The organism is Mesorhizobium sp. M1295 (genome assembly GCF_040318135.1).
Taxonomy (GTDB): Bacteria; Pseudomonadota; Alphaproteobacteria; order Rhizobiales; family Rhizobiaceae; genus Mesorhizobium.
Map to the genome: position 1 here is coordinate 168,360 of NZ_JAMYLU010000012.1, position 25,198 is coordinate 193,557.

Here is a 25,198-nt window from a genome sequence, read left to right on the forward strand (position 1 = left end):
GCCACGAGATCTGAATCGCCAGGTTTGTGGGCTGGGGCTGCAATTGCGGCGGGGCACCGGTTGCTAGACTAAGCTCCCGGCCTGGCTGCCAAGTTCTGCGGCGGGCGGGCACGTCAGGCTGGATTCTCCCAGATCATTTTGCTAGCGAGACATGATGAGCAACCGACTGCCGCCCGCTTGGTCCAAACACATAAAGTCCCGCCCGGCGCCGAAAGTGCAGCCGCCGAAAGCGAAACCGCCGTCGCGCGCGCAAGCTGACGACATGCTGTTGCGACAGGCGCTCGAACTCCAGCAAGCCAAGCGGCTTCCAGAGGCCGAGGAGTTATGCCATCGCGTTCTCGCCCGCACGCCAAACCACCCGCTTTCGCTGTACATCCTCGGCACGCTGGGGCTCGGTATCGACGATGAGTTGGCTCTCAAATATTTTGCACGAGCAGTAAGCCAGACGCCTCAAAATCCGTATTTCCACCTTAGCCTGGGAGAGGCCGGTCTGAAGCTTGGCGACAGCTTGCTTGCTATCAGGCACCTGCAGCGCGCCTGCGAATTGAAGCCCGATCTGGTGGAAGCGCTTTGCGGACTGGCGCGTGCCTACGTCAACTTCGACAAGGCCGAGATGGCTTTGCCCCTTTACGAGAAGGCACTGAAGATCAACGGCGACCATCCCATGGTCCGAATTGGTCTGGCTGGTGCGCTCGCCAGCCTCGGTCGCATGGACGAAGCCAGAGCCTATCTCAATCAGGCAATAGAACGTCGCGTCGATGTTGGGGCAGCCTACAACTACCTGGTCGACACGCAAAAGTTCACCGAAAAACCTGCCGAGCTCGACTCTATCCTGCGCGAACTCTCCAATCCCAGGCTCGAACCGGTTGCTGCATCCCAGCTCCATCACGCCGCAGGCAAAGTGCTGAACGATCTCGAGCGCTACGATGAGGCGATGGATCACTTCCAGAAGGCAAAAAAGGCCGCTGGTCACGATTTCGACCTGGAGTACTACCGCCGAAGTGTCGATTCCATGATCGAGATATTCAGCCCGTCACTATTGGAAGCCAAGGCTGGCCACGGCAGTCCATCCGAAGTGCCTGTGTTTGTGCTGGGCATGCCCCGGTCGGGGACGACGCTGACCGAGCAGATCTGCGCGAGCCATCCGGACGTCCATGGCGCCGGGGAGCTTACGAAGCTGCGCCGAATCGCGAACTCGATGGGCTTTAGAACACAATCGGATGAGGACCTGCGCAGTTCGATCATGTCGATGACGAGGGATCAGTCGAGGGCGCTGGCCGAAGAATACCTGTCTTATCTGCGCCAGCACGCGCCTGCCGCGCTCCGCATAGTCGACAAGATGCCGCACAACTTCGAGTTTATCGGAGTGATTGGAATTCTTTTTCCCCACGCGCGCATCATTCATTGCCGGCGCGATGCCATCGACAATTGCGTGTCCTGCTTCGTCTTGCATTTCACCAAGGACCACGGCTACAACGCCGACCTTGAGACACTCGGCCTATACTACCGTGAATATGATCGCTTGATGCGGCATTGGAATAAGGTCTTTCCCGGACGTATTTTCGAAAGCCGCTACGAGACGCTGATTGCGGATCAGGAGGCGCAGTCGCGCCGTCTCATCGATCATCTCGGCTTGCCTTGGGACGATTCCTGCCTGCGCTTTTTCGAGAAGGACAGGTCGGTCAATACCCCCAGCCGCTGGCAGGTGCGGCAGCCGATCTATGCATCATCGGTCAAGCGCTGGAAAAAATATGAGAGCACAATTCAGCCGCTGATTCACGCCTTGGGAGATCTAGCCGAACTTTGAACGAGTGGGTGGCGTTCGGCAGGCCGAGGTCGACGGTGACTTGCTGTCGAGATCCGTTGATCCTGTAGGCCAGCCCTTCAGATCGTGCCAAGATCTTCATTTTTTGCACGTTCGGACAAGCGGGCGCGGCGAGCATTACAATTGACCAGCTCAGCCCTGCGATAGGTATTCAGTGGCAGCCTGTATTCATGCACCGAGAGTTGTTAGCTGCGTCGCCCGATACGAAAAACCCGGCGGTTGGCCCGCCGGGTTCGATCTCAATCAGGTTCGGATTGTTAGAATGAGCGCTGGAAGCGCAGCATCCCGCCGACGCTGTCCTTGTCGTCGGCATTGGTCCAGTTGCGATCGTAGGCTTTATCAAACTGACCGTCGCGAGCCCAATCGACTTCGGCAGTGATCGTGAAGCCGGGAACGATATCGTAGGCGATGTTCGCGGCGACGCCGTAGTTCTTGTCGTCGTCAACCGATGCTTGGAGGTTGAACGAGGTCTTCTCGTTGATGGTGTAGGTGCCACCACCCCAAACTGCCCAGTTGCCGCCCCACTGCTTATAGAAGTTGCGGTCGATGTTGTCGTCCGAACCGTAACCGGCCATGACGAACAGTGTCAGGTTCTGTATCGGCGTAACGTCGACGCGAACCTTGCCGGCCCACTCTTCCCAAGTGCTGTCATAGGCGGCAACACCGGTGATCGAGCCCCAACCCTGCGTGTATTTAATACCGCCGACCACATACGGAACATAGCTGTCGATCGAATCATTGCCGCTGTTGCTGTCTTGGAAAATGCCAGGATCCGCATCGGCACTGCCCGAACCGGTTTCCAACGAAGCCACGGCCGAGAAGCCGTTGCCGGCGTCGAAGTAGTACTGGACGACATTGGTGTCGAAGCCGCCATAGGGGACTAGCGTATCCTGGATGACGTTGCCGGCGTAGCCGATGAACGTGTCGAAGGCCGATTCGTCTTTGCCGACGCGCAAACCACCGAGTTGGACCCAGGCAAAGTTCAGCGAAACACTCGTACCGCCGTTAAAGTTGTCATCAAGATAATCGTTGTGGTTACCCCAGTTGAAACGGGTCTCGGTGTAGGTCTTCAAGGTGCCGAGCTCGGTTTCCTGGCCGGTCCAGGTCTTCAACGTGAATCGGGCGTGCTTGTAGTAGGTATCCTGCGAGCCGCCGTCCATCTGGTCCGTGGTCTTCGCACCGTCGAAGGAGCCGACGTCGCCGATGCCGATGTCATAGCGGACATAGCCACCGATGCGCAGGCAGGTTTCGGTGCCTGGGATGTAGAAGTAGCCAGCGCCGTAGACGTCGCAAATCTTGACGTATTCAGCGGGTTCCGGCTCGGCGACGACGACGGCGTCGGCGGCGCGCGCACCGGAAACTGCGATCAGTGCCGCAGCGGAGCCGAGAAGAAGGCTCTTGATGTTCATTTTCTGACCTCCAGTCAAAAGTTAAAAAACGGGTCTGGGTATTCTTTGCTGAAGGACAGCGTTCCCTGCCCCATCCCCACTACCGAAAAAGATGCGCACCGCGCCGCTCCTTCAAACCCGACATTACCCATGAGACGGCGGCGTTCAACCACGATCGTACCGGCAAAAGGTTTGTGTTGGCGCTATACCCCGGCGTTGTTGCACAAATGACACGATTTGGCCTCACTCCGAAAGCTCCCGTTAACCAACAGCCCTTCGCAAGCCGTTGCAAACGGCGGATTCCGGCGATGGTCGGCCCGAAATGTGACCATGGCGCGAGTCGCGAACCAGGGAATCGCCGCAGAATCGCCACATCGCTGGGCGGCGCTTTGGCGAAGGGTCGATTTTTCAAGGATAATAGCGCCAGCTTGTTGATTGTGCCGGCGCTTTTCTTTATCCACCGGCGCAACGGAGAGGTGGCCGAGTGGTCGAAGGCGCTCCCCTGCTAAGGGAGTAGAGGTCAAAAGCTTCTCGTGGGTTCGAATCCCATCCTCTCCGCCACCCTACGCCCTGCGGGCTTCGGGTGGCAGGCCACCCGGAACCGCATTTTGGGCGTAGGGTGTCGCCCGAAGCTACGAAGTAGCGTAGGGGGACTATGTGGTACGTCTATTTCCTGCAACTTCGTAACGGCGATGTCTACGTCGGGTCGACCAACGACCTTCGGCGCCGCTTCGAATCGCATCGATCAGGCTATGTGACTTCGACCAAGGCCTATCTGCCTGTAACTTTGAAGTCCTACATCGGGGTTGAAACCGAGGCCAACGCACGGCAACTCGAGCGATATTTCAAGACCGGTTCAGGCAAGGCCTTCGCCAGTAAGCGTTTTTGGCGGACAGGGCCTCACTGACGGCCTTAGGACTTATCTATTTGAAAATATAAATAAAAACCGCCGAACGAGCTGCTTTTTGCCGACCTCCGCCCTCGATTCTGACTGGAGGTCAGAAAATGAACATCAAGAGCCTTCTTCTCGGCTCCGCTGCGGCACTGATCGCAGTTTCCGGTGCGCGCGCCGCCGACGCCGTCGTCGTCGCCGAGCCGGAACCCGCTGAATACGTCAAGATTTGCGACGTCTACGGCGCTGGCTACTTCTACATCCCCGGCACCGAAATCTGCATGCGCATCGGCGGCTACGTCCGCTATGACATCTCCGCCGGCGATGCGGGCGCGTTCACTGGTGCCCGTTACCAAGACCTTTCGGAAGCCTTGGAAGGCAGGGACGATGTCAACGACGGCTATTTCAAGCAGGCTCGCTTCACGCTGAGGACCTATACCGGCCAGGAAACCGAGATGGGCACCTTGAAGACCTACACCGAGACCCGCTTCAACTGGGGAACCGGTTATCACGGGGTCGATCTCGACGGCAACCCGGCCACCCCTGATGCACAATTCTCCAGCTTTGGCAGCAGAGGCGTTTCGCTGAACTTCGCCTGGATCCAGCTCGGTGGTCTCCGCGTCGGTAAGGACGAAACGGCCTTCAATACGTTCACCGGTTACGCCGGCAACGTCATCAACGATACGCTGGTTCCCTACGGCGGCTTCGACACCAACGTCATCCAGTACTACTTCGATGCCGGCAACGGCTTCTCGGCCGTGGCGTCGTTGGAAACCGGTGAAGGCTTTATCCTCAACGACGACAACACCGCGCTCCACCTGGGTCACGATTCGATCGACAGCTATGTTCCATATGTCGTCGGCGGCGTGAAATACACGCAGGGCTGGGGTTCGATCTCGGGCGTCATAGCCTATGACAGCGCAGTGGAAGAATGGACAGGCAAGGCTCGCCTGGACGTGACGCCGATGCAGAACCTGACGCTGTTCCTGATGGCCGGCTACGGTTCGGACGACAATATCCCACGCAACTTCTACAAGCAGTGGAGCGGCAACTGGGCAGTTTGGGGTGGTGGCACTTACACCATCAACGAGAAGACCTCGTTCAACCTTCAGGCGGCGTATGACGAAGGCGAGAACGTCGGCATCGCGGCGAACATTGCCTACGACATCGTTCCCGGCTTCACGATCACGGCCGAAGTCGACTACCTGCACTTCGGTGACAACAATTTCGACAATTGGACCGGTGCTACCGACGAAAACAGCATCGGCGGTGTCCTCCGCTTCCAGCGCTCGTTCTAAGGGCTGGACTTAAGCAACTGAAATCCAGCCCGGGCGCTTCAACGCCCGGGCTGTTTTATTTTCGCGACTGGTAGCAAACAGAAGGAAAAGGGGGTTCGGTAGCTGAACAGGGTTGTGGAACGATGTCGTTGGGATCCACCACTGGTGGATGAAATCGGCCGCAACGCTTAAAACTCTTGAAAGGGCACCGCCAAGCAGGTAGGTCTAGGCCTATCCACTCGGGGGTGTGGCGAATAATGACGAACGATGCGATTCAAGAGGGAGGGACCTCTGATCATTTTTCGATGTTTTCTTCTCAAACTGCAAAGATAAAATACAGTTACAACAAGATACGAGAAGTAAAGTCGCACAGGATCGGAGAACTTTTTTCAGCATACCGGGATATACTTTGGGATGATGGGCGGCATAAGTACAATGTCAGCTCGTTCATCGGCGAAATAGACGAGATTCTCCTTGGGGAGCGTTTCAGCGCCTTTGACCAAAGCACCCTCGACAACCTTATCGGCACCTTGCGCCAGCGCGGCAACAGCAACGCAACCATCAACCGGAAGATGGCTGCCCTCAGCAAACTGCTGCGCAAGGCTCACAAGATGGGGGATATCCACAGCCTGCCCGAGTTCCGCCGCCAGAAAGAGCGGGCGGGACGGATTCGTTTCCTCGAAAGGGACGAGGAGGCTCGGCTGTTTGCCGCCATCAAAAGCCGCAGCGAGGACGCCTATCGGCTTTCCGTCTTTCTCGTCGACACCGGTTGCCGCCTCGGCGAAGCGCTGGGCTTGATCTGGAACGATATCCAGGAGCACCGCGTCAGTTTCTGGATCACCAAGTCCGGCCGCAGCCGCACCATCCCGATGACCGAGCGGGTAAAAGAGGTGATCAAGCTGCCGGCCACCGAGGGCCGCCGGCCTAAAGGCCCGTTCACCAAGCTTAGCCAGGCGCAGTTTCGTGCCATCTGGAACGATGCCAAGGCCGAAGTCGGGCTTGGCGCCGACGATCAGGTCGTGCCGCACATATTGCGCCATACATGCGCCTCGCGTCTCGTCCAGGGCGGCATCGATATCAGGCGTGTGCAGATGTGGCTCGGCCACCAGACGCTGTCCATGACCATGCGCTACGCCCATCTGGCCACCAACGATCTCGACGGTTGCGTCACCGTGCTTGAGACGCCGCGGTACAGTGGTTCGGACGACGGCGGGGCAAGTCCGTTGTCCTCTCCACCTTCGGCAAGGCGGGAACCAAAAGGTGAGCCGGCCGCAAGCAAGGCACCAAAGCCCGCGAAGAGAAGCGCCAAATCCTGACGGTTTGGGTGGATCTGGCGTAAGTCGGTCGATCTGACAACGGATTGCAGGCCAATACATCAAGTCGGCGCTGCCCCTCACCCTTACCCTCTCCCCGTGAAAAAACGGGGAGAGGGGAGTTCGTCAGCGTTGCGGCCGTCTGTCCTTCTCCCGTCACTACACGGGGAGAAGGTGCCAGCAGGCGGATGAGGGGCGGCGCCGACATCCAACAATTATTCTCCGGGACGCCAGCAGAGCTGTTAATCGCTGCCAGAATGCTTCACAGGTACAAGATAAGGCAGAGAGTTACTTAAACTTACCGTGGTTTTACTTCCAACCGCTCCGCCGCTCCACCCGATCGAAAAAACCAGCGATCCTGCCCGGCAGGATCCCGGACTCCAAAAACGGTGCATGCCCCTGGCCGTCAGCGGTGATCGTCTCGATATCGGTATGGCGCGTCCGCATCTGCTCGAGCGTTTCGGCGGACAGCAGCTTCGAGTTGGCGCCGCGTATGACGAGCATTGGGATGGCCGCCAGCGCGTCGAACTGTGGCCAAAGATCAGGCATCGGCCGGCTGGGATCGAGGCCCGCCAGCGTATCGACCAGTTTCGGATCGAAATCGGGCAGAAATCCCTCCTCGGTCTCGCGGTAGAGGGCTGACGCCATCCGCTCCCAATCCGCATCGGTCAGCGCCGCAAAATCGGCGCCATGGGTGCTGCGCAGGCCGCGGACCACCTCTGCGTACGCCTTCGGCCTGGGCGCGGGGTCGAGATAGGAGCGGATATGGGCGAGCCCTTGCGTCTCGATCACCGGGCCGATGTCGTTGAGGACGACGGCCTTCAGCACGGCCGGCCGCATCGCCCCGAGCACATGGATGATCAGTCCGCCGCGCGACGTGCCGATGAAGGCAGCCTCCTCGATGCTCAGCGCCGCCAGCCCGGCGAGAATATCGCCAGCTTCGATGCCGATATTGTAATGGCCGATATCGGCATCGTAGGCGGACTGCCCGCGCCCGCGATAGTCGAAAGCGACGACCTTGCGCTTCGCCTGCGTCGACAGATAAAGCGCCAGCTCGTGAAAATCACGGCAATTGCGGGTCAGGCCGGGCAGGCAAACGACTGGCCAGCGGCCGGAATTCGCTTCGCCGTAGATGCGGGCGTGCAGGGACAGCCCGTCCGGCGCGGCGTAGAAGAAATCGGAGAAACCCTGCTCGGTTGCCATGTGGACTCCGTTCCTCTCGCTGCTGGCTTGTTTCAACTGCTACAGGCGAGGGGCCGGTAGGGTCAAATAGGGGAGGCGCCGAAGTTGCAGGGTCCCTCAAGGGGGAGATTGGCTGTCATCGTCGCTTTCGCCAAGTTTCGTCGGATGCAGAAAGGCACTGTCCACGAAGCTGGGACCCTTGGGGAGATGTCCGGCAGGACAGGGCGGGCCGCTGTCCGCCAACTCGACGTCCGGAACTTTCAAAGCCTGAAACAAAAACCCGCCTCGTTGGGCGGGTCGTCGGTGCGAATCAGCACTATGGTTAAATTAGTAGCATAGCTGCCGGCACAAAGCAAGAACAAAATACGCTGTGACCGGCAAACTTGGCTTGAAGCCCGGTCGTCACCCCCGGCCGTTCACCAGATCCCCGACAATGTCGTACTTGCCGGAGATACGCATCTTGTAGACCTCGTAATTCTCCATCACGCGCTGGACGTAACTTCTTGTTTCCGTATAGGGAATCCGCTCGATCCAGTCGACGACGGCATCGACGTCCTTGCCGCGCGGATCGCCGTATTTCGCCACCCACTGGGCGGCGCGGGCGGGGCCGGCATTGTAGCCGGCGAAGGTCAGCACGTAGGAGCCGTCGAAACGGCCGAGCTGCTCGCCGAGAAAGGCAGCGCCCAGCGTTGCATTGTAGCCGGCATCGGTGGTCAGCCGGGCCTGAGAAAATGTCATGCCGGCCTTCTTCGCCAATTGCTTGGCGGTGCCTGGCATTAGTTGCAGCAGTCCGCGCGCGCCGGCGCTGGAGATTGCGCCGATGTTGAACTCGCTTTCCTGGCGGGCAATCGCATAGGCCAGCGCCTTGCCCGAGCCGGAGATGTTGGCGGTGTCGGGAATGACGCCGAGCGGATGCGACAGCGCGCCGACATCGATGCCGCGGGCGCCGGCGATCTTGCCGATCTTCAGCGCCATGAAATGGTTGCCTTGTCTTTCCGCCAACACCGCAAGCAGCGCCAGTTCGCCGGGGTTGTTCAGCTGCCCGGCGAGGTCGCGGTAGAGCGTCTCGGCATAGCGGTCATAGCCGGCCTCCTGCAGCCGCTTGATGGCGCTGACCGCCTCGCGGGTGGCGAAATTCTGGCGGTCGGCGGCACTTGGCTGGGGGTAGACGATGTTGAGGGTCTGCCGGCCGACGCGCTCGCCGGCGAGCTGGCCGTAAAAGGTCGTGCCGTAGCTTGCGGCGCGGCTGAAATAATCCTTGGCATTGCCGGGGCCGCCGACTTCGGCGGCGCGGCCGAGCCAATAATAGGCGCGCGACAGCGACATTGGCCCTTGGGCGAGCTCCGCGATTCGCGCAAAATGCTTGGCGGCGATGCTCGGGTCCTTGAGGCCGCGCAGCGCGTACCAGCCGGCATGGAATTCCGCCTCGGCAGCATTGGCGGGACTTTCGGCGGCATGCGCGGCGACTATTCTGTAGGCGGTCTTCATGTCGCTCTGGTCGACCAGCTCGCGCGACAGCACCCGGCGCTCGACCCACCAGGCGTCCGGATCGACCAGAGCGTCGCGGTCGCCCGGCGCCTTCATCACCAGCGCGGCGGCGTCGGAAAATTTCTGCTGCTTGCGCAGATATTCGGCTTCGGCAAAGAGATAGCCGGCCGCCCGCTGCGCTGCCGGCACCGCCTTCAGCAGCTTGGCCGCGTTCTTGTCGCCTTTGGTGACCGCCGCCCAGGCATCGGCCAATTGCTGGGCGCCGGCGAGACCGGCGACGCGCAGCGCCGAAGCGACCCGGTCGGCATAAAACATGCGCTCCATGCGGAAGCGATGGTCGGCGGCCGGGATCAGCGCACCGAACTCGCGAATGACCGCCGCCTCGTCCCTGGCTTCGAGCTTTTCGGTGCGCCAGAATGGCGACAGCACCGAGCGCGCCGCCTTGGTATCGCCCAGCGCTACATAGGAGCGGGCCAGGATCAGCACGCCCTCGAAGGTCAGCGGCTGGCTGCCGTCGAACGCCCGCACCACGATCTGCGGCGTGGGGTTCTCGCGATAGAGCGCGCGCTCGCTGTTCCTGCGCAAGGCGATCGTACCCGGCCAGTTCGGCAGCATCTTTGCCGCATCGGCGATGTCGCCGCTCGGCACCTGGTCGCCGCCATAGAGCGCGATCGCCCAGGCAAGGATGTGCCGGTCGAGCGATTTGGCCGGCAGCGCTTCGCGCACCTGGCGCGCGCGCGCAATGTCGTTTGCCGCCAGCGCATCGAGACCGCTCTTCAGCACCGCGACGCTCGCGGACGGGGACTGCTGCACCGCATCGTTCTGCGGCTCGGTCATCGGAATCGCCGACGTAACCTGCACATCGACGCTGCTGCCGATCGCCGCGCCGGGAATCAGGGCGACGATCGCGCCGATAAGCGCGAAAAGATGAGGCCGCCTGATCGGCATGGATTTGGTCATCCCCGTTCTTCGACGCTACAACAGACACAGATGAATTGAAGCTTACTCGTCTGTGATGAAGGGCCCGTAAAGAAAACCTTCTCGAGGTCATTCGAATTGCAATTGCTGGCGCAATGCTTGCCGCGCAACAATGTCGAGACTATGGTGCGCCGCTTCGCTTTCGGCTAGAAGGCGCGCACGACAAACCCGAAAGTCCCCAAGGAGTTGGACGACATGCTGAGAGGCTCGCTGACCGCGCTCGTCACACCGTTCGAAAAGAGCGGCCGTTTCGACGAGAAAGCCTTTCGCGCCTTCATCGCCTGGCAGATCGCCGAAGGCACGACGGGCGTGGTCCCGGTCGGCACCACAGGCGAGTCGCCGACGCTGTCGCATGACGAGCACCGCCAAGTCGTCAAGGTCTGCATCGAGGTCGCCAAGGGCCGGGTTCCTATCGTTGCCGGCGCCGGCTCCAACAACACCGAAGAGGCGGTTGGCCTGGTCCAGTATGCCGAGAAGGCGGGCGCCGACGCGGCCCTTGTCGTCACGCCCTATTACAACAGGCCGACGCAGCGCGGCCTCTACGCGCATTTCGCCGCCGTCGCCAAGGCTACCAGCCTGCCGATCATCATCTACAACATTCCGCCCCGCTCGGTGGTCGACATGAGCCCGGAGACGATGGGGCAATTGGTGCACGACTTCAAGAACATCGTCGGCGTCAAGGATGCCACCGGCAAGGTCGAGCGGGTTTCGGAGCAGCGCGCCACCTGCGGCAAGGATTTCATCCAGCTCTCCGGCGAGGACGCCTCGGCCCTCGGCTTCAACGCGCATGGCGGCGTCGGCTGCATCTCGGTGACGGCAAATGTCGCGCCCAGACTCTGCGCCGAATTCCAGGAGGCGACGCTTTCCGGCGACAGCGCCAAGGCGCTCGACCTGCAGGACCGTCTGTTGCCACTGCACAAGGCGATTTTCCTGGAACCCGGCGTTTCCGGCGCGAAATATGCGCTGTCGAAGCTGGGCAAGGTCGAGAACGTGCTGCGCTCGCCGCTAATGACGGTCGAGCCGTCGACCGCCGAGAAGATCGACGCGGCGATGAAGCACGCCGGCTTGATAAATTAGGGATGAGGCGCCACCTCTCCGCATCATGAATCAAGTCAGAAAAGCCGATCCCAACAACAAGACCGTTGCGGAAAACCGCAAGGCGCGGTTTTCCTATGAGGTGCTCGACACGATCGAGGCCGGCCTGGTGCTGACCGGTACCGAAGTGAAGTCGCTGCGCCAGGGCCAGGCCAATATCCAGGACAGCTATGCCTCGGTCGAGGGCGGCGAGATTTGGCTGATCAACTCCTATTTGCCGGAATATCTGCAGGCCAACCGCTTCAACCACGAGCCGCGCCGACGCCGCAAACTCCTGCTCAACAAGCGCGAGATGGCCAAGCTGTCGCAGAGCGTCGACCGCGAAGGCATGACGCTGGTGCCGCTGAAGATCTATTTCAACGACCAAGGGCGGGCGAAGGTGCTGCTCGCCGTCGGCCGCGGCAAGAAGCTGCACGACAAGCGTGAGACCGAAAAGCAGCGCGACTGGTCGCGCGAGAAGGGCCGGCTGCTGAAAGAGCGAGGGTGAGGAGAGGTCCGCGAAGCGGACGAAAAGCCAGTGATTTGGCTTTTCGAGCGACGAACGCCCGGAGCCATGGCGGAGGGCAGGGCGGACCAATAGGGATAGGTCTCGTTTGAAAAACCGGATCGTCTTGTGGGGCGCGGCCGGTCTGCTCCTGGCGGGCCTCGTCCTGGCCGGCGGCTATGCCTACTTCCAGACGTTTTCTCCGGACCGCGGCAAATATCCGGTCAGGGGCATCGACGTTTCCCATCATCAGCGGCAGATCGACTGGCGGCGTGTTGCCGCCGACGATGTCGCCTTCGCCGTTATCAAGGCAACTGAACGCGGCGACCATGTCGACGATGCCTTCGCCGCCAATTTGCGTGCGGCCCGCGCCGCCGGCCTTGCCGTCGGCGCCTATCACTTCTTCACCTTCTGCAGGCCGGGTGCCGATCAGGCACGCAACTTCATCTCGGTGGTGCCGCGCGATCAGCCTTTGCTGCCGCCGGTGGTAGACATCGAGTTCGGCGGCAATTGCCCGCAGCGGCCAACTCCCGAACAGTTGAGCGCCGAACTCTCAGCCTTCCTCGGCCCGGTCGAAGCAGCGTTCGGCAAGACGGCGATCCTCTATGTGACCGACGAGGCCGCGCAAGCCTATGCCGGGCAGATAGCCGGCCGCCCGCGTTGGCTGCGTTCGCTGGCGCTGCGGCCAGGCCATAACGACTGGATTTACTGGCAGTACCACAACCGGGGCCGCGTCGACGGCATCAGCGGCGACGTCGACCTGAATGTTCTCCAAGGCGGGCCGGCGACGCTGGCCGCGTTGTTTGCCGCAGCGCCTGAAGCGACGGCGTCGGATTGACGCTATTCCTGTCCAGCGAGAGCACCCTCAGTGGGCGATGACGGGAACGACGAAGCCTTCGCCAAGGTGGCTATTCATATCGCAGGCGGCGCCGTGCTAAGTACATTTGATGCCGGAGCGCCCTTCATCAGCCAATGACAGCAACGCCCCGCCTGCTGCGACGGACGGTGGGGATCCCCGCCTGGCGTTTGTCTATGCGGAGGCGGTGCGTGGCCTCCAACACCAGCAGGGCGTGGTTGAAAGTCTCAATACGCGCGCTGGAAATCTGATTTTTGCAACTGCGTTCGCGAGTTCTCTCCTTGGGGGCAGGGCGCTCCTGGATGGCGTGGGGCCTTGGGACTGGCTGGCGCTGACATTGCTTTTTCTTATCGGACTGCTGGTCGCGATTATGGTGTGGCCATATTATAACTATACGTTCCGTTTCGATCCCGAGAAGCTGCTCCAGGATTTCGTCGATCAGCATCCTCCCGCAACCATGGATGGGATGCACCGAGCGCTTGCGCTGCGCATCAAATCCGACATGGCCAGCAATTGGCGGATCATCCAACGCCTGCGCGTCGCGCTGCAGCTTGCACTGTTACTATGGTTGCTGGATCTCTTGGCCTGGTTGTTCGCGATCACCCGAATCTAGGGCTTGTGCGCCGGCGGGCGTCGTCCGGCTCTCAGTCTTCAGAAAAGCTTCTATCTGACTGAAAACGTTGACGAACATGGCTTGCGTCAGTACGCCCGTATTGGTGTTGTAGCGCGAGCAATGATAGCTGGAAAACAGCGCGATGCCATTGGCCTGCTGCTGCCCACCATGCTGGAACGGATAGGCGGCGACGCGCTGGCCGAGCGCCCGCACGGTCGACTGGTGCGCGATCGAGCCCAGCGCCAGCACGGCGCGCAGGTTTGGAAATCGGGCGATCGTCGGTACCAGGAACGTCCGGCAGGTGGCTATCTCGGCACCAACCGGCTTGTTCTCCGGCGGCACGCAGCGCACCGCATTGGTAATCGCCGTACCGACAAGCTCCAGCCCGTCATCTGGTCGCGCTTTGAATTCGCCGCGCGCAAAGCCGTGCGCGATTAGCGTATTGTAGAGCAGATCACCGGCAAAATCGCCGGTGAAGGGGCGCCCCGTCCGGTTCGCGCCGCGCAGGCCAGGCGCCAGCCCGACGATCAGCAAGCGCACCGCATCCTCGCCTTCCGGCGGCAAAAAGGTCGGCACTGGCGCGTTGAACCAGGACGGCTCGCGCTGCCGCCACTCGGCGATGAAGTCGTGCAGCCGCGGACAAAGCGGGCAGTCGCGATCGGGTTCGGGAGAGGCGGCCAGGGGCGCGGTCAAGGCAACGACCGTCAATAGTCTTCCTCGTCGACTTCGGCCGGCTCGGACCGGCGTACCGGCCGCTCCGACGGATCGCGGCCGACTTCATTCTTGAGCGCCATCAAGTCGATGAAATGGTCGGCCTGGCGGCGCAGGTCATCGGAGATCATCGGCGGCTGCGATGCCATGGTCGAGACGATCGAGACCTTGCGCCCACGCCGCTGCAGCGCCTCGACCAGCGTGCGGAAATCGCCGTCACCTGAGAAGATGACATAATGGTCGACGACATCGGCGAGCTCGAGCGCATCGACGGTCAGCTCGATATCCATATTGCCCTTGATCTTGCGGCGGCCGGTCGAGTCGGTGAATTCCTTGGCTGGCTTGGTCACCACCTTGAAGCCGTTATAATCTAGCCAGTCGATCAGCGGCCGAATCGAGGAGTATTCCTGATCCTCGACCAGCGCGGTGTAGTAATAAGCGCGCAGCAGATAGCCGCGTTTCTGGAAGCTCGACAGAAGTTTGCGGTAGTCGATGTCAAAGCCCAGCGCGCGCGAGGTGGCGTAGAGATTGGCACCGTCGATAAAGAGAGCGATTTTTTCACGAGGATCGAACATGGAAAAATGTCCTTTTTCGAAATAAGCGGTCGTCTAAATGCGTGGCGACTATCGGCCGGTCTGATAATAGACCTGTTGGCCTTCATCGTTCGAGATAACGCCAGTTTTACGGCAATCCAAGGCACCATCCGGCACCGCAAGCAATTGTGATCGGCGCTGCGTCGTCGCAGGCGGCCCGCGTCAGAGCTGCGCACCGCCATAAAAGCTTGTATTTTGGCGGCGTTCGGGTTATGGACCGCGCCTGTTTTCCATCAAATCCAGGCATGAAAGGGGCAACTCATGGCCCGCGTAACCGTTGAAGATTGCATCGACAAGGTCGACAACCGCTTCGAGCTGGTGCTCCTGGCGGGCCACCGCGCCCGTCAAATCAGCCAGGGCGCGCAGATTACCGTACCTCGCGACAACGACAAGAATCCGGTCGTTGCGCTCCGCGAAATCGCCGACGAGACGCTATCGCCGGACGACCTCAAGGAAGATCTCATCCATTCGCTGCAGAAGCATGTCGAGGTCGACGAGCCGGAAGCCGATGGCGAGGCGATTGCCGACCAGACCGGCAGCACTGTTGCGGCCACCGATGCCGACGACGCCGAGGACAACGTCACCTTCGATCGCATGACCGAAGAAGACCTGTTGGCCGGCATCGAAGGGCTGGTACCGCCGGAAAAAAGCGACGATTATTGATCTTAGCAACAACTGCCGACACTTTCGCGTCGGCAGTTTCGTGGCTATCTATGACATGCGCCGTACGCCAGTGCGGCGCATGATTCATTTCAGCATTGCGAGATCCCGCCATGATGCGTCAGTATGAGCTTGTCGAGCGCGTCCAGCGCTACAAGCCTGACGTCAACGAGGCGCTGCTCAACAAGGCCTATGTCTACGCCATGCAGAAGCATGGCCACCAGAAGCGCGCCTCCGGCGATCCCTATTTCTCGCATCCGCTCGAAGTCGCCGCCATCCTCACCGAAATGCACATGGACGAGGCGACGATTGCCGTTGCCTTGCTGCACGACACGATCGAGGACACCACGGCGACCAGGGCCGAGATCGACGAATTGTTCGGTCCGGAAATGGGCAAGCTGGTCGAAGGACTGACCAAGCTGAAGAAGCTCGACCTCGTCTCGAAGAAGGCCGAGCAGGCGGAGAACCTGCGCAAGCTGTTGCTGGCGATCTCGGAAGACGTGCGCGTGCTTCTGGTCAAGCTCGCCGACCGCCTGCACAATATGCGCACCCTCGACCATGTGCCGGAAGCCAAGCGCCTGCGCATTGCCGAAGAGACGATGGACATCTACGCGCCGCTGGCCGGCCGCATGGGCATGCAAGGCATGCGCGAGGAGTTGGAGGAGATCGCCTTCCGCTTCATCAATCCCGAAGCCTACCGCGCCGTCACCGCGCGCCTCGTCGAAATCTTCGAGCGCAACAAGGGCGTGCTGTCCGAGATCGAGAAGGCGCTGTCCACGCTGTTCGACAAATATTCGATCAAGGCCGAGGTCAAGAGCCGGCAGAAGAAGCCGTGGTCGGTATTCCGCAAGATGGAAGCCAAGGCGCTGTCGTTCGAACAGCTGTCCGACATTTTCGGCTTCCGCGTCGTTGTCGAGACGGTCGAGGACTGCTACCGCGCGCTCGGCGCCATCCACACCACCTGGTCGATGGTGCCCGGACGCTTCAAGGACTATATCTCGACACCGAAGCAGAACGACTACCGCTCGATCCACACCACCATCGTCGGCCCGTCGCGCCAGCGCGTCGAATTGCAGATCCGCACCTACCAGATGAACAAGATCGCCGAATACGGCGTCGCCGCTCATTCGATCTATAAAGATACCGGCGGCAAGATGAATGGTGCCGCCCATGCGATCTCGAAGGAGACCAATGCCTATGCCTGGCTGCGGCGCACCATCGAGCAGCTTGCCGAAGGCGACAATCCCGAGGACTTTCTCGAAAACACCAAGCTGGAACTGTTCCAGGACCAGGTGTTCTGCTTTACGCCGAAAGGCATGCTGATCGCGCTGCCGCGCGGCGCCACGCCGATCGACTTTGCCTATGCCGTCCACACCGATGTCGGCGACACTTGCGTCGGCGCCAAGGTCAATGGCCGCATCATGCCGTTGATGACGGAGCTGAAGAACGGCGACGAGGTCGAGATCATCCGCTCGAAGGCGCAGGTGCCGCCGGCGGCGTGGGAATCGGTGGTCGTTACCGGCAAGGCGCGCTCGGCCATCCGCCGTGCCACCAAGAACGCTATCCGCAAGCAATATTCGGGTCTCGGTATCCGCATTCTTGAGCGCGCCTTCGAACGGTCCGGCAAGACCTTCACCAAGGAAAACCTGAAGCCGGTGCTGCACCGGCTGGCGCGCAAGGACATAGAGGATGTACTGGCCTCGGTCGGCCGTGGCGAACTTGCCTCCACCGATGTCATGAAGGCGGTATTTCCTGACTACAAGGACGAGCGCGTCACGCTGGTCGCGCCCAAGCAGCGCGAGGAGGGCTGGTCGAAGATCCGCAACGCCGCCGGCATGCTGTTCCAGATTCCGGGCCGCGCCGCACGCAAGGACAAGAACCAGCCGCGTGACGATGCGGTGCCGATCCGCGGTGTGCGCGGCGATCTGCCGGTGCGCTTCGCGCCGGAGGGGGCGGTGCCCGGCGACCGCATCGTCGGCATCGTGCAGCCGGGAACCGGCATCACCATCTATCCGATCCAGTCGCCGGCATTGCAGGCCTTTGACGACCAGCCCGAGCGCTGGATCGACGTGCGCTGGGATATTGACGAGCGCACCAAGGAGCGGTTCCCGGCGCGTGTCTCGGTCACCGCCATCAACGCACCGGGTTCGCTGGCCGACATTGCGCAGGTCGTCGCATCCAACGATGCCAACATCCACACTTTATCGATGGTGCGCACCGCGCCCGATTTCACCGAAATGCTGATCGATCTCGAAGTGTGGGATCTTAAGCACTTGAACCGGCTGCTGTCGCAGCTAAAGGACAATTCGAGCGTCAGCGACGCGCGACGCGTGAATGGGTGAATAGTGAATAGTGAATAGTGAATAGTGAATAGTGAATAGTGAATAGTGAAAGAGGGTGCTCTCACTACTCACTACTATTCACCATTCACTATTCACCATGACATGGAGCGAACGATGAATACCGACGAAGTGCTGGGCATTTTCCGCGAGGCCGGCGCCGTTCTCGAAGGGCATTTTATCCTGACGTCCGGCCTGCGCAGCCCGGTCTTTTTGCAAAAGGCGCGCGTTTTCATGCATGCCGACAAGACCGAGCGCTTGTGCAAGGCGCTGGCCGAAAAGATCCGCGCTGGCGTTCCCGGCAGGATCGACTATGTCGTCGGCCCAGCGATCGGCGGGCTGATCCCGGCCTATGAGACCTCGCGCCATCTTGGTGCGCCGGCGATCTGGGTCGAGCGGGAAGGGGGCGAATTCAGGCTCCGTCGTTTCGAAATCGCCAAGGGGTCGCGCGTTGTCATTGTCGAGGACATCGTCACCACCGGCCTGTCGATCCGCGAGACCATCGACTGCCTGCGCGGCCTTGGCGCCGAAGTCGTTGCCGCTGCATGCATTATCGACCGCTCGGCCGGCAAGACCGATGTCGGCGTGCCGCTGATCGCGCTCGCCGAATACGAGGTTCCGGCCTATCCGGCCGACAGGCTGCCGCCCGAGCTTGCCGCCATACCGGCGATCAAGCCGGGCAGCCGCAATTTATAACGGAGCCGCCGCCGTGATCACCGGCATCGATCATTTCGTGCTGACAGTTCGTTCGGTAGACGATAGCTGCGCCTTCTATCAGCGCGTGCTTGGCTTCAAGCGCCTCGACGAGCCGGACCGACCAACGGCGCTGCTGTTTGGAACGCAAAAGATCAATGTGCATGAGGTCGGGCGCACCTTCGAGCCGAAGGCCAAGGCGCCGACTCCCGGCTCTGGGGATTTCTGTCTCGTTGCCGCCCGGCCGCTCACCGAGATATGCGCCAGCCTCGCGGCCAACGGCGTAGCCATAGAGGTCGGCCCGGTCGAGCGTATCGGCGCCCGTGGCCCGATGATGTCGGTCTATTTCCGTGACCCGGACGGCAACCTCGTCGAGGTCAGCGAGTATCGTTCCTGAGTGGCGCTCCTCAAATTCGCCGCGATCATGCCCTGTTCAGAATGGCGATACCCAAGGCTGCCGCAAGTGGCGACCGAGCGGATGCCGTCGGCCTCGTTGTTCTTCGGCTAGCACATCGCTATATCAAAGTCGTAGTTGCCTTTCGGTGACCGCAAAGCGCAGCATAGGGCTGTCGCGCCCCGGCTGGGAAAAGCCGGCGCGAAGCCATTGATGGAACTAGGAACAGGAACAGAGTGCTTTTTCGACGGCGCAAGCCTGATGGTTTTTTCGAGCGGGTGCGTACTTATTTGTGGCCGCGCCGCTCGTTCTCGCGCTCGCTGCGGTATTTTTCCAAGCGCATCCTGCGGCTTAGGGCCACGCCGCATGCCGTGGCCGCCGGTGTTGCGGCGGGCGTATTCGCGTCGTTTTTCCCGCTTGGCTTCCACTTCATCATTGCCGCCATGCTGTGCTGGCTGATCGCCGGCAATCTGGTGGCGGCAGCACTCGGCACGGTCTTCGGCAATCCCCTGACCTTTCCGCTGCTATGGGCCGCCTCCTGGGAGGTCGGCAAGCTGATCCTGCATGAACACCTGCCGGCGCATGGCCCACCCGCGCATCTCGGCGACATGCTGCATAATCTTTCCTTTGCGCAGTTGTGGGGACCGGTGCTTAAGCCGATGACCATTGGCGCAATACCGCTTGGCTTGGTTTTCGGCCTGCTGTTTTACGGCATTACCCGCTGGGGTATGGTCACTTTCCACGAGCAGCGCCGCAAGCGTCTGGCCGAAAGAGCCGCAAAGACCGGAAAAACCGGGCCGGAAGTTCCCGCCGAATGATTATCGGTATCGGCAGCGACCTCATCGACATCAGACGCATTGAGAAGTCGCTGGAACGTCATGGCCAGCGCTTCATCCAACGCATCTACACCGAGATCGAACAGGCGCGCTCCGAAAACCGCGCGGCGCGTGCGGCCTCGTATGCCAAGCGTTTCGCTGCCAAGGAGGCCTGCGCCAAGGCATTGGGCACCGGTCTGGCGCAGGGTGTGTTCTGGCGCGACATGGGCGTCGTCAACCTGGCCAGCGGCAAGCCGACCATGGCGCTGACCAACGGGGCGGCAGCGCGGCTGGACGAAATCCTGCCTGAAGGGCACCGCGCCGTGATCCACCTCACCATCACCGATGATTTTCCGCTCGCTCAAGCCTTTGTGATCATTGAAGCGTTGCCGGTCGAAGAAGCGCCACATTGATTGCATCTGACGACCGGCATGACGTTGCCCAGCGCGCGCCGAGACTCTATACCATCCAACGCACAATCGAGGACGACATGAGCGTGGCTGAAAAAACCCAGAAGAAATCCGGCGGACTTGGCGAAACCGTCAGCGTCATCGTCCAGGCCCTGCTGCTTGCGCTGGTCATCCGCACGCTCCTGTTCCAGCCGTTCTCGATCCCGTCCGGTTCGATGCGGCCGACTTTGCTCGAAGGCGACTATCTCTTCGTCACCAAATGGTCTTACGGCTTCTCCCGCTACTCGCTGCCGTTCGGGCCGAACATCTTTTCGGGCCGCATCTGGGGCTCCGAGCCGAAGCGCGGCGACGTGGTGGTGTTCAAGTTTCCGCCGGACCCTTCCGTCGACTACATCAAGCGCGTCGTCGGCCTGCCGGGCGACAAGATCCAGGTCAAGGATGGCCAGCTCTTCATCAACGACGTCGCTGTGCCACGCGTCAAGGTCGGGCAGATCGACAACCACGACATCACCGAGGAGAACGGGCCGGTCGATGTCTATCGCGAGACGCTGCCGAACGGCGTCACCTACGACACGCTCGACCTGACACAGGCTTCGATCGGCGACAACACCAAAGAGTTCAAGGTGCCGCCCGGTCACTATTTCATGATGGGCGACAATCGCGACAACTCGTCCGACAGCCGCTTCACCGTCGGCTTCGTGCCGGAAGAGAATTTGGTCGGCCGCGCCAACCTCATCTTCTTCTCGATCGGCGGCAGCGCCAGCCCGCTCGAAATCTGGAAATGGCCGTCGCAGATGCGCGCCTCGCGCCTGTTCCATTTCGTCAATTAGGACCATGGCGGCGACAAAACGGCTGACCGCTGATGCGCTCGCCGAGGCGCTCAAGGAGCGCACCGGCCACAGTTTTGGCGACCACCAACGCCTGCAGCGGGCGCTGACCCATGCCAGCGCTCGCGGCAGTCATGCCGGCATCGACTACGAACGCTTCGAATTCCTGGGCGACCGCGTTCTCGGCCTTGTCGTTGCCGATATGCTGCTGGCGGCATTTCCCGACGCTGCCGAGGGTGAGCTGTCGCTCAGATTGAACGCCCTGGTCAACGCCGAGGCCCTGGCGGAAATCGCCGAGGAGATCGGCCTGCCGGAACTCATTCGCGCCGGTTCGGACGTACGCGGCCTCGATGGGCGCAAGCGCGTCAATCTGCGCGCCGACGCACTGGAATCGCTCATCGCCGTGCTCTATCTCGACGGCGGGTTGGAAGCGGCCCGTGCCTTCATCCACAGGTACTGGCAACCGCGCTCACAAGCCATCGACGCCGCCCGCCGCGATGCGAAGACCGAACTTCAGGAATGGGCGCATCAGGCGGCAGGCGCGGTGCCGGTTTACATAATCGACAGCCGCGAGGGACCGGACCACGATCCGCTGTTCACCGTCAGCGTCAAGGTCGGCGCCTATCCGCCAGCGACCGGCAGCGGGCGCTCCAAGCGCGAGGCAGAGCAGGCGGCAGCCGCGGCACTTCTGCAGCGGGAAGGCGTCTGGCTCAATCAAGGGAGTGCCGCATGACCGCCACCGAAGCTCCGGCAACAGAAGCTCCCGCTACCCGCTCCGGCTTCGTCGCGCTGATCGGCGCGCCCAATGCCGGGAAATCGACGCTGGTCAACCAATTGGTCGGCGCCAAGGTATCGATCGTGACGCACAAGGTGCAGACCACGCGCGCCATCGTGCGCGGCATTGCCACCCACAACAACGCGCAGATCGTCTTCGTCGACACGCCGGGCATATTCAAGCCGAAGCGCCGGCTGGACACCGCGATGGTGACCACAGCCTGGGGCGGTGCCAAGGACGCCGATATCGTGCTGCTCTTGATCGATGCCGAGCGCGGCATCCGGGGCGATGCCGACGCCATCCTCGAGCGGCTGAAGGATGTCCGGCAGCCGATGGTGTTGATCCTCAACAAGGTCGATCGGGTCAAGCACGAGACGTTGCTGGCATTGTCGGCGGCAGCCAACGAAAGGGTGCCGTTCAAGCGCACCTTCATGGTTTCGGCGCTGACCGGGTCCGGCTGCAAGGACCTGCTCGACTATCTCGCCGAGACCTTGCCGGCCGGACCTTGGTACTACCCGGAAGACCAGATCTCTGACCTGCCGATGCGCCAACTCGCGGCCGAGATCACCCGCGAAAAGCTCTATCTCAGGCTGCATCAGGAACTGCCCTATTCCTCCCACATCGAGACCGAGAAATGGGAAGAGAAGAAGGACGGCTCGGTGCGCATCGACCAGACCATCTATGTCGAGCGCGACAGCCAGAAGAAGATCGTGCTCGGTCATAAGGGCGAGACGATCCGCGCCATCGGCCAGGCCGCGCGCATGGAAATATCAGGCATACTCGAGCAGAAGGTGCACCTCTTCCTGTTCGTCAAAGTGCGCGAGAACTGGGGCGACGATCCCGAGCGCTACCGTGAAATGGGGCTCGAATTTCCGCACTGAGCCTGTTTGGGCGATCCGCCGAGCGGCCTGTTGGCCGCCGCCTCAGGATTACCCAAGTGCCAGCGACACGCCGTCGGCAAGATGTTCGGCATCGGAGGCGTTTTCGAAGGGGATGCCCGTTCTTGCATAGTCGAGCGGCGAGAGATTGGAGCCGTCGGCGCTGATCAGCGCAGCTTGGCGCCTTGCCGCCTGCATCTCGCCCAGCTGAGCGTAACAGGCGGCAAGCCGGGTGCGGATCCATGGCCTCGGTCGCGTCGCCAGCTCCAGCGCCTCGGCAGCCGTGCGGTATTCGCCCAGCATGTATAGCGCGAGCGCGCGATCGTACTGATACCAATGAGGGTCCAGCGGGTTGATGCGGATGGCGCGTGCCAGCCAGGCGAGCGCGTCGAGCGGCCGGCAGCGCATCGTCAACAGATGCCCCCTCTGCTCGATACAGTCCGCGTCGCCCGGATTGAGCTCGAGCGCGATGCGCAAATGTAGCTCGGCCGCCTCGTGCTCACGCATATTGAGCCGTACCAGCGACTGGATGCGGTGTGCCGTTGCCTGGTCCGGCGACAATGCGATGCCCCGGTCGGCCAGGTCGCGGGCCTTCGTCAGAACGGCGTCGCTGGTGGGTCCGAATTCGCTGTTAAGCACATGCGACAGCGCCAGATAGGTGTAAGCGAGGCCATAGGCCGGGTCTCTGACGATCGCCGCTTCGAAAAACGCTGCCGCTTCTTTCAGTTCGCTTTGCGCCGGATCGCGCAGCAAAGCGACGCCGCGCAGCACCAGTTCATGGGCGGCGAGGCTGGCTACCGGCTGCCGCGAGGCACGTTGCAGGCCGGCATTGTTCACCCGAACCACCAGCCGGCCGACGATCTTTTCGACGATCTCCTGCTGGATGGCGGACAGCCCGGCGTAATCGGCCTGGTAGCGATCCCCCCAGAGCTGGGAAGCGCTGGCTGCGTCAACGAGATTGACCGCACAGACGATGCTGTCTGCGTGCCGGCGCACCGAACCCTCGATGAGATAATCGGCGCCGATGCGCGAACGCACGACAGGCCATTCACTGGGCGAATATGAGGCAAACGAGAAGCTCGAATTGCGCGCCAGGACCGTCAGCGTGTCGAAGCGGGCGAGGCCGTTGATAATGTCTTCGGCAATACCGTCGACGATCGCTTCGTCGGCCGGATCGGCGCTGTCATTGCGGAACCTGAGCACCGCCACGATCGGCTGTGCGCCGGGTTCGGGCACCGGTTCGATTTCAGGGATCAGCATGTAGCCGCGCTTCGATATGGTCCGTATCGTTTCCTCGCCGAGCACCTTGCGGATCTCGCGAATCGACTGCGTCAGCGAATCCTCGGTGACGAAAACACCCGGCCAGACCGCGTCCATCAATTCCGACTTCGGCACCACACGGCCGATATGGCGGGCGAGATGCGTCAGCAATGCGTAGGCTTTCGGCCGCAGGAAGGCCGGCTGTTCGGCCCGGCCGAGCGTACCTTTGCCCAGATCGAGGGTGAAACCGCCAAACTGAAAAACCTGGTCAGTGGCCGAACCCGGCATCGAAACGGCCCGCTCCCTGAAGCCGTGCCTGTATTGGCCTACGGCTGGAGGGCTGGGTCAAGGTCTGTCGCCGCCGAAAGCGGCGCTTTGGATTTGCGCGCCGCAAATTAGACGGTGCCAGCGAGGGCGGGCTGCGTTGCCGACCTGCGGACGAAGCTCTCGGTGCCGTAGAGGGCAACGATGGCGATCGCAGCCACCGCCCAGATCGCAACACCGATCCATTGCTGCTGGACATAGTCGGCGTCGATGAACACCTTGCCCAGGAAGCGTACGCTGTTCTGATGAGTGACATGCATGAGAATGGCGAGAAGCACACTGCCGGTGTTCTGATAGAGCCAGGTGAACACCACTGCCGCCAGCACGACGTTGATCGTGCCGTAGACGCTGAGATCGCCGACCAGGCCGAGCGGAAAATGCCAGATTGCCCAGATCGCGCCGAGGATCAGGCTTCCGGCCAGCGCCGAATGGCTGGCTAGCAGACGCGGTGTCGCAAAGCCGCGCCATCCCGGCTCTTCGCCAAGCGGGCCGCTGAAGACCGCATACAGCGCGATGATCGGCAGTATCTCAGTGACAGCAGGAATGTTGCTCCAGACCGGCGTCGCCGAGCCGAACAGCGGATTGACCAGGATCGAGGCAAGCTGCGTGCCGAATGGCAGGCCGAATGCCACCAGATACCACAGCGGAGATACCCGCCACTTCACCACGGAAGCGAGAATGGCCTTGACCGAAGCCCAGCCTCCGGAAAGGGCTGCGACAACGAATCCGGAGACCATCGGGCCGAAGGTAAACCAGGGAATGGTATCGCCATTCGACAGGTAGAACGGGATGAAGGCAAACCAGCTCAGGGCAAGCGCCAACGAAAAGAAGGCAGCCAACTGATGCTGTCGCACCAGGTGCAGGAAAGAAGTCATGTCGGTCCTCTCACGGGCAGATGACAATGAGAGGTCGCCGGGCTGCCCAATCGGTCGACTTGCATCTTGAACAGCCGGCCGAATCATTCCGGGAAGGCTATGCGTGGACCACGTCGGTCGACCCGTTTCTTATTGGCACCGGCGCGACCCGAAATCCTGAGCGGGTTCTGATAGTGTCCTGAAGGTTCTGCAAAAAGTTTTGGAGAGAGAACGGCGCTTGCTCTGAAGGGCGAGCGGCCATGGCACGGTGGTG

24 protein-coding genes and 1 tRNA gene are annotated in these 25,198 nt (G+C 61.4%); 18 read left to right on the top strand and 7 right to left on the bottom strand.

Features of this window, described 5'->3' with window-relative positions; translation table 11 throughout:
• Positions 1-154: 154 nt before the first annotated feature.
• A complete protein-coding gene (locus NKH29_RS18355; RefSeq protein ID WP_353000236.1) occupies positions 155-1,807 on the top strand; it encodes a tetratricopeptide repeat-containing sulfotransferase family protein in 1,653 nt (550 codons plus the stop codon).
• A 275-nt stretch (positions 1,808-2,082) separates the two neighbouring features.
• Here NKH29_RS18355 and NKH29_RS18360 read toward each other — a convergent pair whose 3' ends face one another.
• On the bottom strand, positions 2,083-3,234 hold the full coding sequence (locus NKH29_RS18360) for a porin (RefSeq protein WP_352481864.1): 1,152 nt from the start codon (positions 3,232-3,234) through the stop codon (positions 2,083-2,085).
• Between the two features lie 449 nt (positions 3,235-3,683).
• On the opposite strand from NKH29_RS18360, the gene NKH29_RS18365 reads away from it, so the two are divergent.
• The 4 genes from NKH29_RS18365 (at position 3,684) to NKH29_RS18380 (ending at position 6,698) form a co-directional block, all read left to right on the top strand.
• Positions 3,684-3,774 (top strand) — tRNA-Ser (locus NKH29_RS18365).
• A 94-nt stretch (positions 3,775-3,868) separates the two neighbouring features.
• Positions 3,869-4,120, top strand: coding sequence for a GIY-YIG nuclease family protein (locus NKH29_RS18370; protein WP_023721031.1), 252 nt, complete (start codon positions 3,869-3,871; stop codon positions 4,118-4,120).
• 98 nt (positions 4,121-4,218) lie between these two features.
• A complete protein-coding gene (locus NKH29_RS18375) occupies positions 4,219-5,403 on the top strand; it encodes a porin (RefSeq protein ID WP_023719899.1) in 1,185 nt (394 codons plus the stop codon).
• Between the two features lie 236 nt (positions 5,404-5,639).
• Positions 5,640-6,698, top strand: coding sequence for a site-specific integrase (locus NKH29_RS18380; protein ID WP_198030509.1), 1,059 nt, complete (start codon positions 5,640-5,642; stop codon positions 6,696-6,698).
• 306 nt (positions 6,699-7,004) lie between these two features.
• Here the strand turns inward: NKH29_RS18380 and NKH29_RS18385 are convergent, their stop codons facing one another.
• Positions 7,005-7,898, bottom strand: a complete 894-nt coding sequence (locus tag NKH29_RS18385; protein ID WP_023719897.1) for an alpha/beta fold hydrolase — start codon at positions 7,896-7,898, stop codon at positions 7,005-7,007.
• 381 nt (positions 7,899-8,279) lie between these two features.
• Positions 8,280-10,313 (bottom strand): lytic transglycosylase domain-containing protein, encoded by a 2,034-nt coding sequence (locus tag NKH29_RS18390; protein WP_352494886.1) that lies wholly within the window; start codon positions 10,311-10,313, stop codon positions 8,280-8,282.
• Positions 10,314-10,538: 225 nt separating this feature from the next.
• On the opposite strand from NKH29_RS18390, the gene dapA reads away from it, so the two are divergent.
• From dapA to NKH29_RS18410, 4 genes are all read left to right on the top strand, one after another.
• Positions 10,539-11,420, top strand: coding sequence for a 4-hydroxy-tetrahydrodipicolinate synthase (dapA, locus tag NKH29_RS18395; protein ID WP_023719896.1), 882 nt, complete (start codon positions 10,539-10,541; stop codon positions 11,418-11,420).
• A gap of 25 nt (positions 11,421-11,445) precedes the next feature.
• A complete protein-coding gene (gene smpB, locus NKH29_RS18400) occupies positions 11,446-11,925 on the top strand; it encodes an SsrA-binding protein SmpB (protein WP_023719895.1) in 480 nt (159 codons plus the stop codon).
• Between the two features lie 106 nt (positions 11,926-12,031).
• Positions 12,032-12,760 (top strand): GH25 family lysozyme, encoded by a 729-nt coding sequence (locus NKH29_RS18405; protein ID WP_353000237.1) that lies wholly within the window; start codon positions 12,032-12,034, stop codon positions 12,758-12,760.
• Between the two features lie 109 nt (positions 12,761-12,869).
• Positions 12,870-13,391: a hypothetical protein gene (locus tag NKH29_RS18410; RefSeq protein ID WP_245278618.1), complete on the top strand. Its 522-nt coding sequence runs from the start codon at positions 12,870-12,872 to the stop codon at positions 13,389-13,391.
• On the opposite strand, the gene NKH29_RS18415 is transcribed toward NKH29_RS18410, so the two are convergent.
• Together NKH29_RS18415 and NKH29_RS18420 are read right to left on the bottom strand one after the other, a co-directional pair.
• Positions 13,341-14,099 (bottom strand): uracil-DNA glycosylase, encoded by a 759-nt coding sequence (locus NKH29_RS18415; protein ID WP_245278617.1) that lies wholly within the window; start codon positions 14,097-14,099, stop codon positions 13,341-13,343. The genes NKH29_RS18410 and NKH29_RS18415 overlap by 51 nt on opposite strands.
• A complete protein-coding gene (locus NKH29_RS18420) occupies positions 14,096-14,677 on the bottom strand; it encodes a LabA-like NYN domain-containing protein (RefSeq protein WP_023719891.1) in 582 nt (193 codons plus the stop codon). The genes NKH29_RS18415 and NKH29_RS18420 overlap by 4 nt, the downstream gene beginning before the upstream one ends.
• Before the next feature lie 279 nt (positions 14,678-14,956).
• Here NKH29_RS18420 and rpoZ point away from each other — a divergent pair, with 279 nt between their 5' ends.
• The 9 genes from rpoZ to era all read left to right on the top strand — a co-directional run bounded on the left by rpoZ (position 14,957) and on the right by era (position 22,489).
• Complete coding sequence (gene rpoZ / locus NKH29_RS18425; protein WP_352481861.1) at positions 14,957-15,358, top strand: DNA-directed RNA polymerase subunit omega; 402 nt, start codon at positions 14,957-14,959, stop codon at positions 15,356-15,358.
• Positions 15,359-15,468: 110 nt separating this feature from the next.
• On the top strand, positions 15,469-17,697 hold the full coding sequence (locus tag NKH29_RS18430; protein ID WP_353000239.1) for a RelA/SpoT family protein: 2,229 nt from the start codon (positions 15,469-15,471) through the stop codon (positions 17,695-17,697).
• Positions 17,698-17,811: 114 nt separating this feature from the next.
• The gene (gene pyrE / locus NKH29_RS18435; protein WP_023719888.1) at positions 17,812-18,390 is read left to right on the top strand and encodes an orotate phosphoribosyltransferase; all 579 of its coding nucleotides are present in this window, start codon (positions 17,812-17,814) and stop codon (positions 18,388-18,390) included.
• A gap of 13 nt (positions 18,391-18,403) precedes the next feature.
• On the top strand, positions 18,404-18,784 hold the full coding sequence (locus tag NKH29_RS18440) for a VOC family protein (RefSeq protein WP_352481860.1): 381 nt from the start codon (positions 18,404-18,406) through the stop codon (positions 18,782-18,784).
• Positions 18,785-19,017: 233 nt separating this feature from the next.
• Complete coding sequence (locus NKH29_RS18445; RefSeq protein ID WP_352494847.1) at positions 19,018-19,599, top strand: DUF2062 domain-containing protein; 582 nt, start codon at positions 19,018-19,020, stop codon at positions 19,597-19,599.
• Complete coding sequence (gene acpS / locus NKH29_RS18450; RefSeq protein ID WP_023719885.1) at positions 19,596-20,009, top strand: holo-ACP synthase; 414 nt, start codon at positions 19,596-19,598, stop codon at positions 20,007-20,009. The genes NKH29_RS18445 and acpS overlap by 4 nt, the downstream gene beginning before the upstream one ends.
• A 77-nt stretch (positions 20,010-20,086) precedes the next feature.
• Complete coding sequence (lepB, locus tag NKH29_RS18455; protein ID WP_023719884.1) at positions 20,087-20,836, top strand: signal peptidase I; 750 nt, start codon at positions 20,087-20,089, stop codon at positions 20,834-20,836.
• Positions 20,837-20,840: 4 nt separating this feature from the next.
• Positions 20,841-21,566 carry a ribonuclease III gene (gene rnc / locus NKH29_RS18460; protein WP_031194250.1) on the top strand — a complete coding sequence of 242 codons (726 nt, stop codon included), beginning with the start codon at positions 20,841-20,843 and terminating at the stop codon, positions 21,564-21,566.
• Positions 21,563-22,489 carry a GTPase Era gene (gene era, locus NKH29_RS18465; protein ID WP_023719882.1) on the top strand — a complete coding sequence of 309 codons (927 nt, stop codon included), beginning with the start codon at positions 21,563-21,565 and terminating at the stop codon, positions 22,487-22,489. Before rnc ends, era begins: the two co-directional genes overlap by 4 nt.
• Positions 22,490-22,537: 48 nt before the next feature.
• On the opposite strand, the gene NKH29_RS18470 is transcribed toward era, so the two are convergent.
• Both NKH29_RS18470 and NKH29_RS18475 read right to left on the bottom strand, forming a co-directional pair.
• Entirely contained in the window at positions 22,538-24,034 is a 1,497-nt protein-coding gene (locus NKH29_RS18470) for a winged helix-turn-helix domain-containing tetratricopeptide repeat protein (protein WP_352481857.1), read from the bottom strand.
• A gap of 107 nt (positions 24,035-24,141) precedes the next feature.
• A complete protein-coding gene (locus tag NKH29_RS18475; protein WP_352481856.1) occupies positions 24,142-24,945 on the bottom strand; it encodes a CPBP family intramembrane glutamic endopeptidase in 804 nt (267 codons plus the stop codon).
• Positions 24,946-25,198 lie beyond the last annotated feature (253 nt).

What these genes read in the sequence shown, in the direction of transcription:
- NKH29_RS18355 (WP_353000236.1), top strand. Translation starts at nt 155, where the DNA reads ATGAGCAACCGACTGCCGCCCGCTTGGTCCAAACACATAAAGTCCCGC.
- NKH29_RS18360 (WP_352481864.1), bottom strand. Translation starts at nt 3,234, where the DNA reads ATGAACATCAAGAGCCTTCTTCTCGGCTCCGCTGCGGCACTGATCGCA.
- NKH29_RS18370 (WP_023721031.1), top strand. Translation starts at nt 3,869, where the DNA reads ATGTGGTACGTCTATTTCCTGCAACTTCGTAACGGCGATGTCTACGTC.
- NKH29_RS18375 (WP_023719899.1), top strand. Translation starts at nt 4,219, where the DNA reads ATGAACATCAAGAGCCTTCTTCTCGGCTCCGCTGCGGCACTGATCGCA.
- NKH29_RS18380 (WP_198030509.1), top strand. Translation starts at nt 5,640, where the DNA reads ATGACGAACGATGCGATTCAAGAGGGAGGGACCTCTGATCATTTTTCG.
- NKH29_RS18385 (WP_023719897.1), bottom strand. Translation starts at nt 7,898, where the DNA reads ATGGCAACCGAGCAGGGTTTCTCCGATTTCTTCTACGCCGCGCCGGAC.
- NKH29_RS18390 (WP_352494886.1), bottom strand. Translation starts at nt 10,313, where the DNA reads ATGCCGATCAGGCGGCCTCATCTTTTCGCGCTTATCGGCGCGATCGTC.
- dapA (WP_023719896.1), top strand. Translation starts at nt 10,539, where the DNA reads ATGCTGAGAGGCTCGCTGACCGCGCTCGTCACACCGTTCGAAAAGAGC.
- smpB (WP_023719895.1), top strand. Translation starts at nt 11,446, where the DNA reads ATGAATCAAGTCAGAAAAGCCGATCCCAACAACAAGACCGTTGCGGAA.
- NKH29_RS18410 (WP_245278618.1), top strand. Translation starts at nt 12,870, where the DNA reads ATGCCGGAGCGCCCTTCATCAGCCAATGACAGCAACGCCCCGCCTGCT.
- NKH29_RS18420 (WP_023719891.1), bottom strand. Translation starts at nt 14,677, where the DNA reads ATGTTCGATCCTCGTGAAAAAATCGCTCTCTTTATCGACGGTGCCAAT.
- rpoZ (WP_352481861.1), top strand. Translation starts at nt 14,957, where the DNA reads ATGGCCCGCGTAACCGTTGAAGATTGCATCGACAAGGTCGACAACCGC.
- NKH29_RS18430 (WP_353000239.1), top strand. Translation starts at nt 15,469, where the DNA reads ATGATGCGTCAGTATGAGCTTGTCGAGCGCGTCCAGCGCTACAAGCCT.
- pyrE (WP_023719888.1), top strand. Translation starts at nt 17,812, where the DNA reads ATGAATACCGACGAAGTGCTGGGCATTTTCCGCGAGGCCGGCGCCGTT.
- acpS (WP_023719885.1), top strand. Translation starts at nt 19,596, where the DNA reads ATGATTATCGGTATCGGCAGCGACCTCATCGACATCAGACGCATTGAG.
- lepB (WP_023719884.1), top strand. Translation starts at nt 20,087, where the DNA reads ATGAGCGTGGCTGAAAAAACCCAGAAGAAATCCGGCGGACTTGGCGAA.
- rnc (WP_031194250.1), top strand. Translation starts at nt 20,841, where the DNA reads ATGGCGGCGACAAAACGGCTGACCGCTGATGCGCTCGCCGAGGCGCTC.
- era (WP_023719882.1), top strand. Translation starts at nt 21,563, where the DNA reads ATGACCGCCACCGAAGCTCCGGCAACAGAAGCTCCCGCTACCCGCTCC.
- NKH29_RS18470 (WP_352481857.1), bottom strand. Translation starts at nt 24,034, where the DNA reads ATGCCGGGTTCGGCCACTGACCAGGTTTTTCAGTTTGGCGGTTTCACC.
- NKH29_RS18475 (WP_352481856.1), bottom strand. Translation starts at nt 24,945, where the DNA reads ATGACTTCTTTCCTGCACCTGGTGCGACAGCATCAGTTGGCTGCCTTC.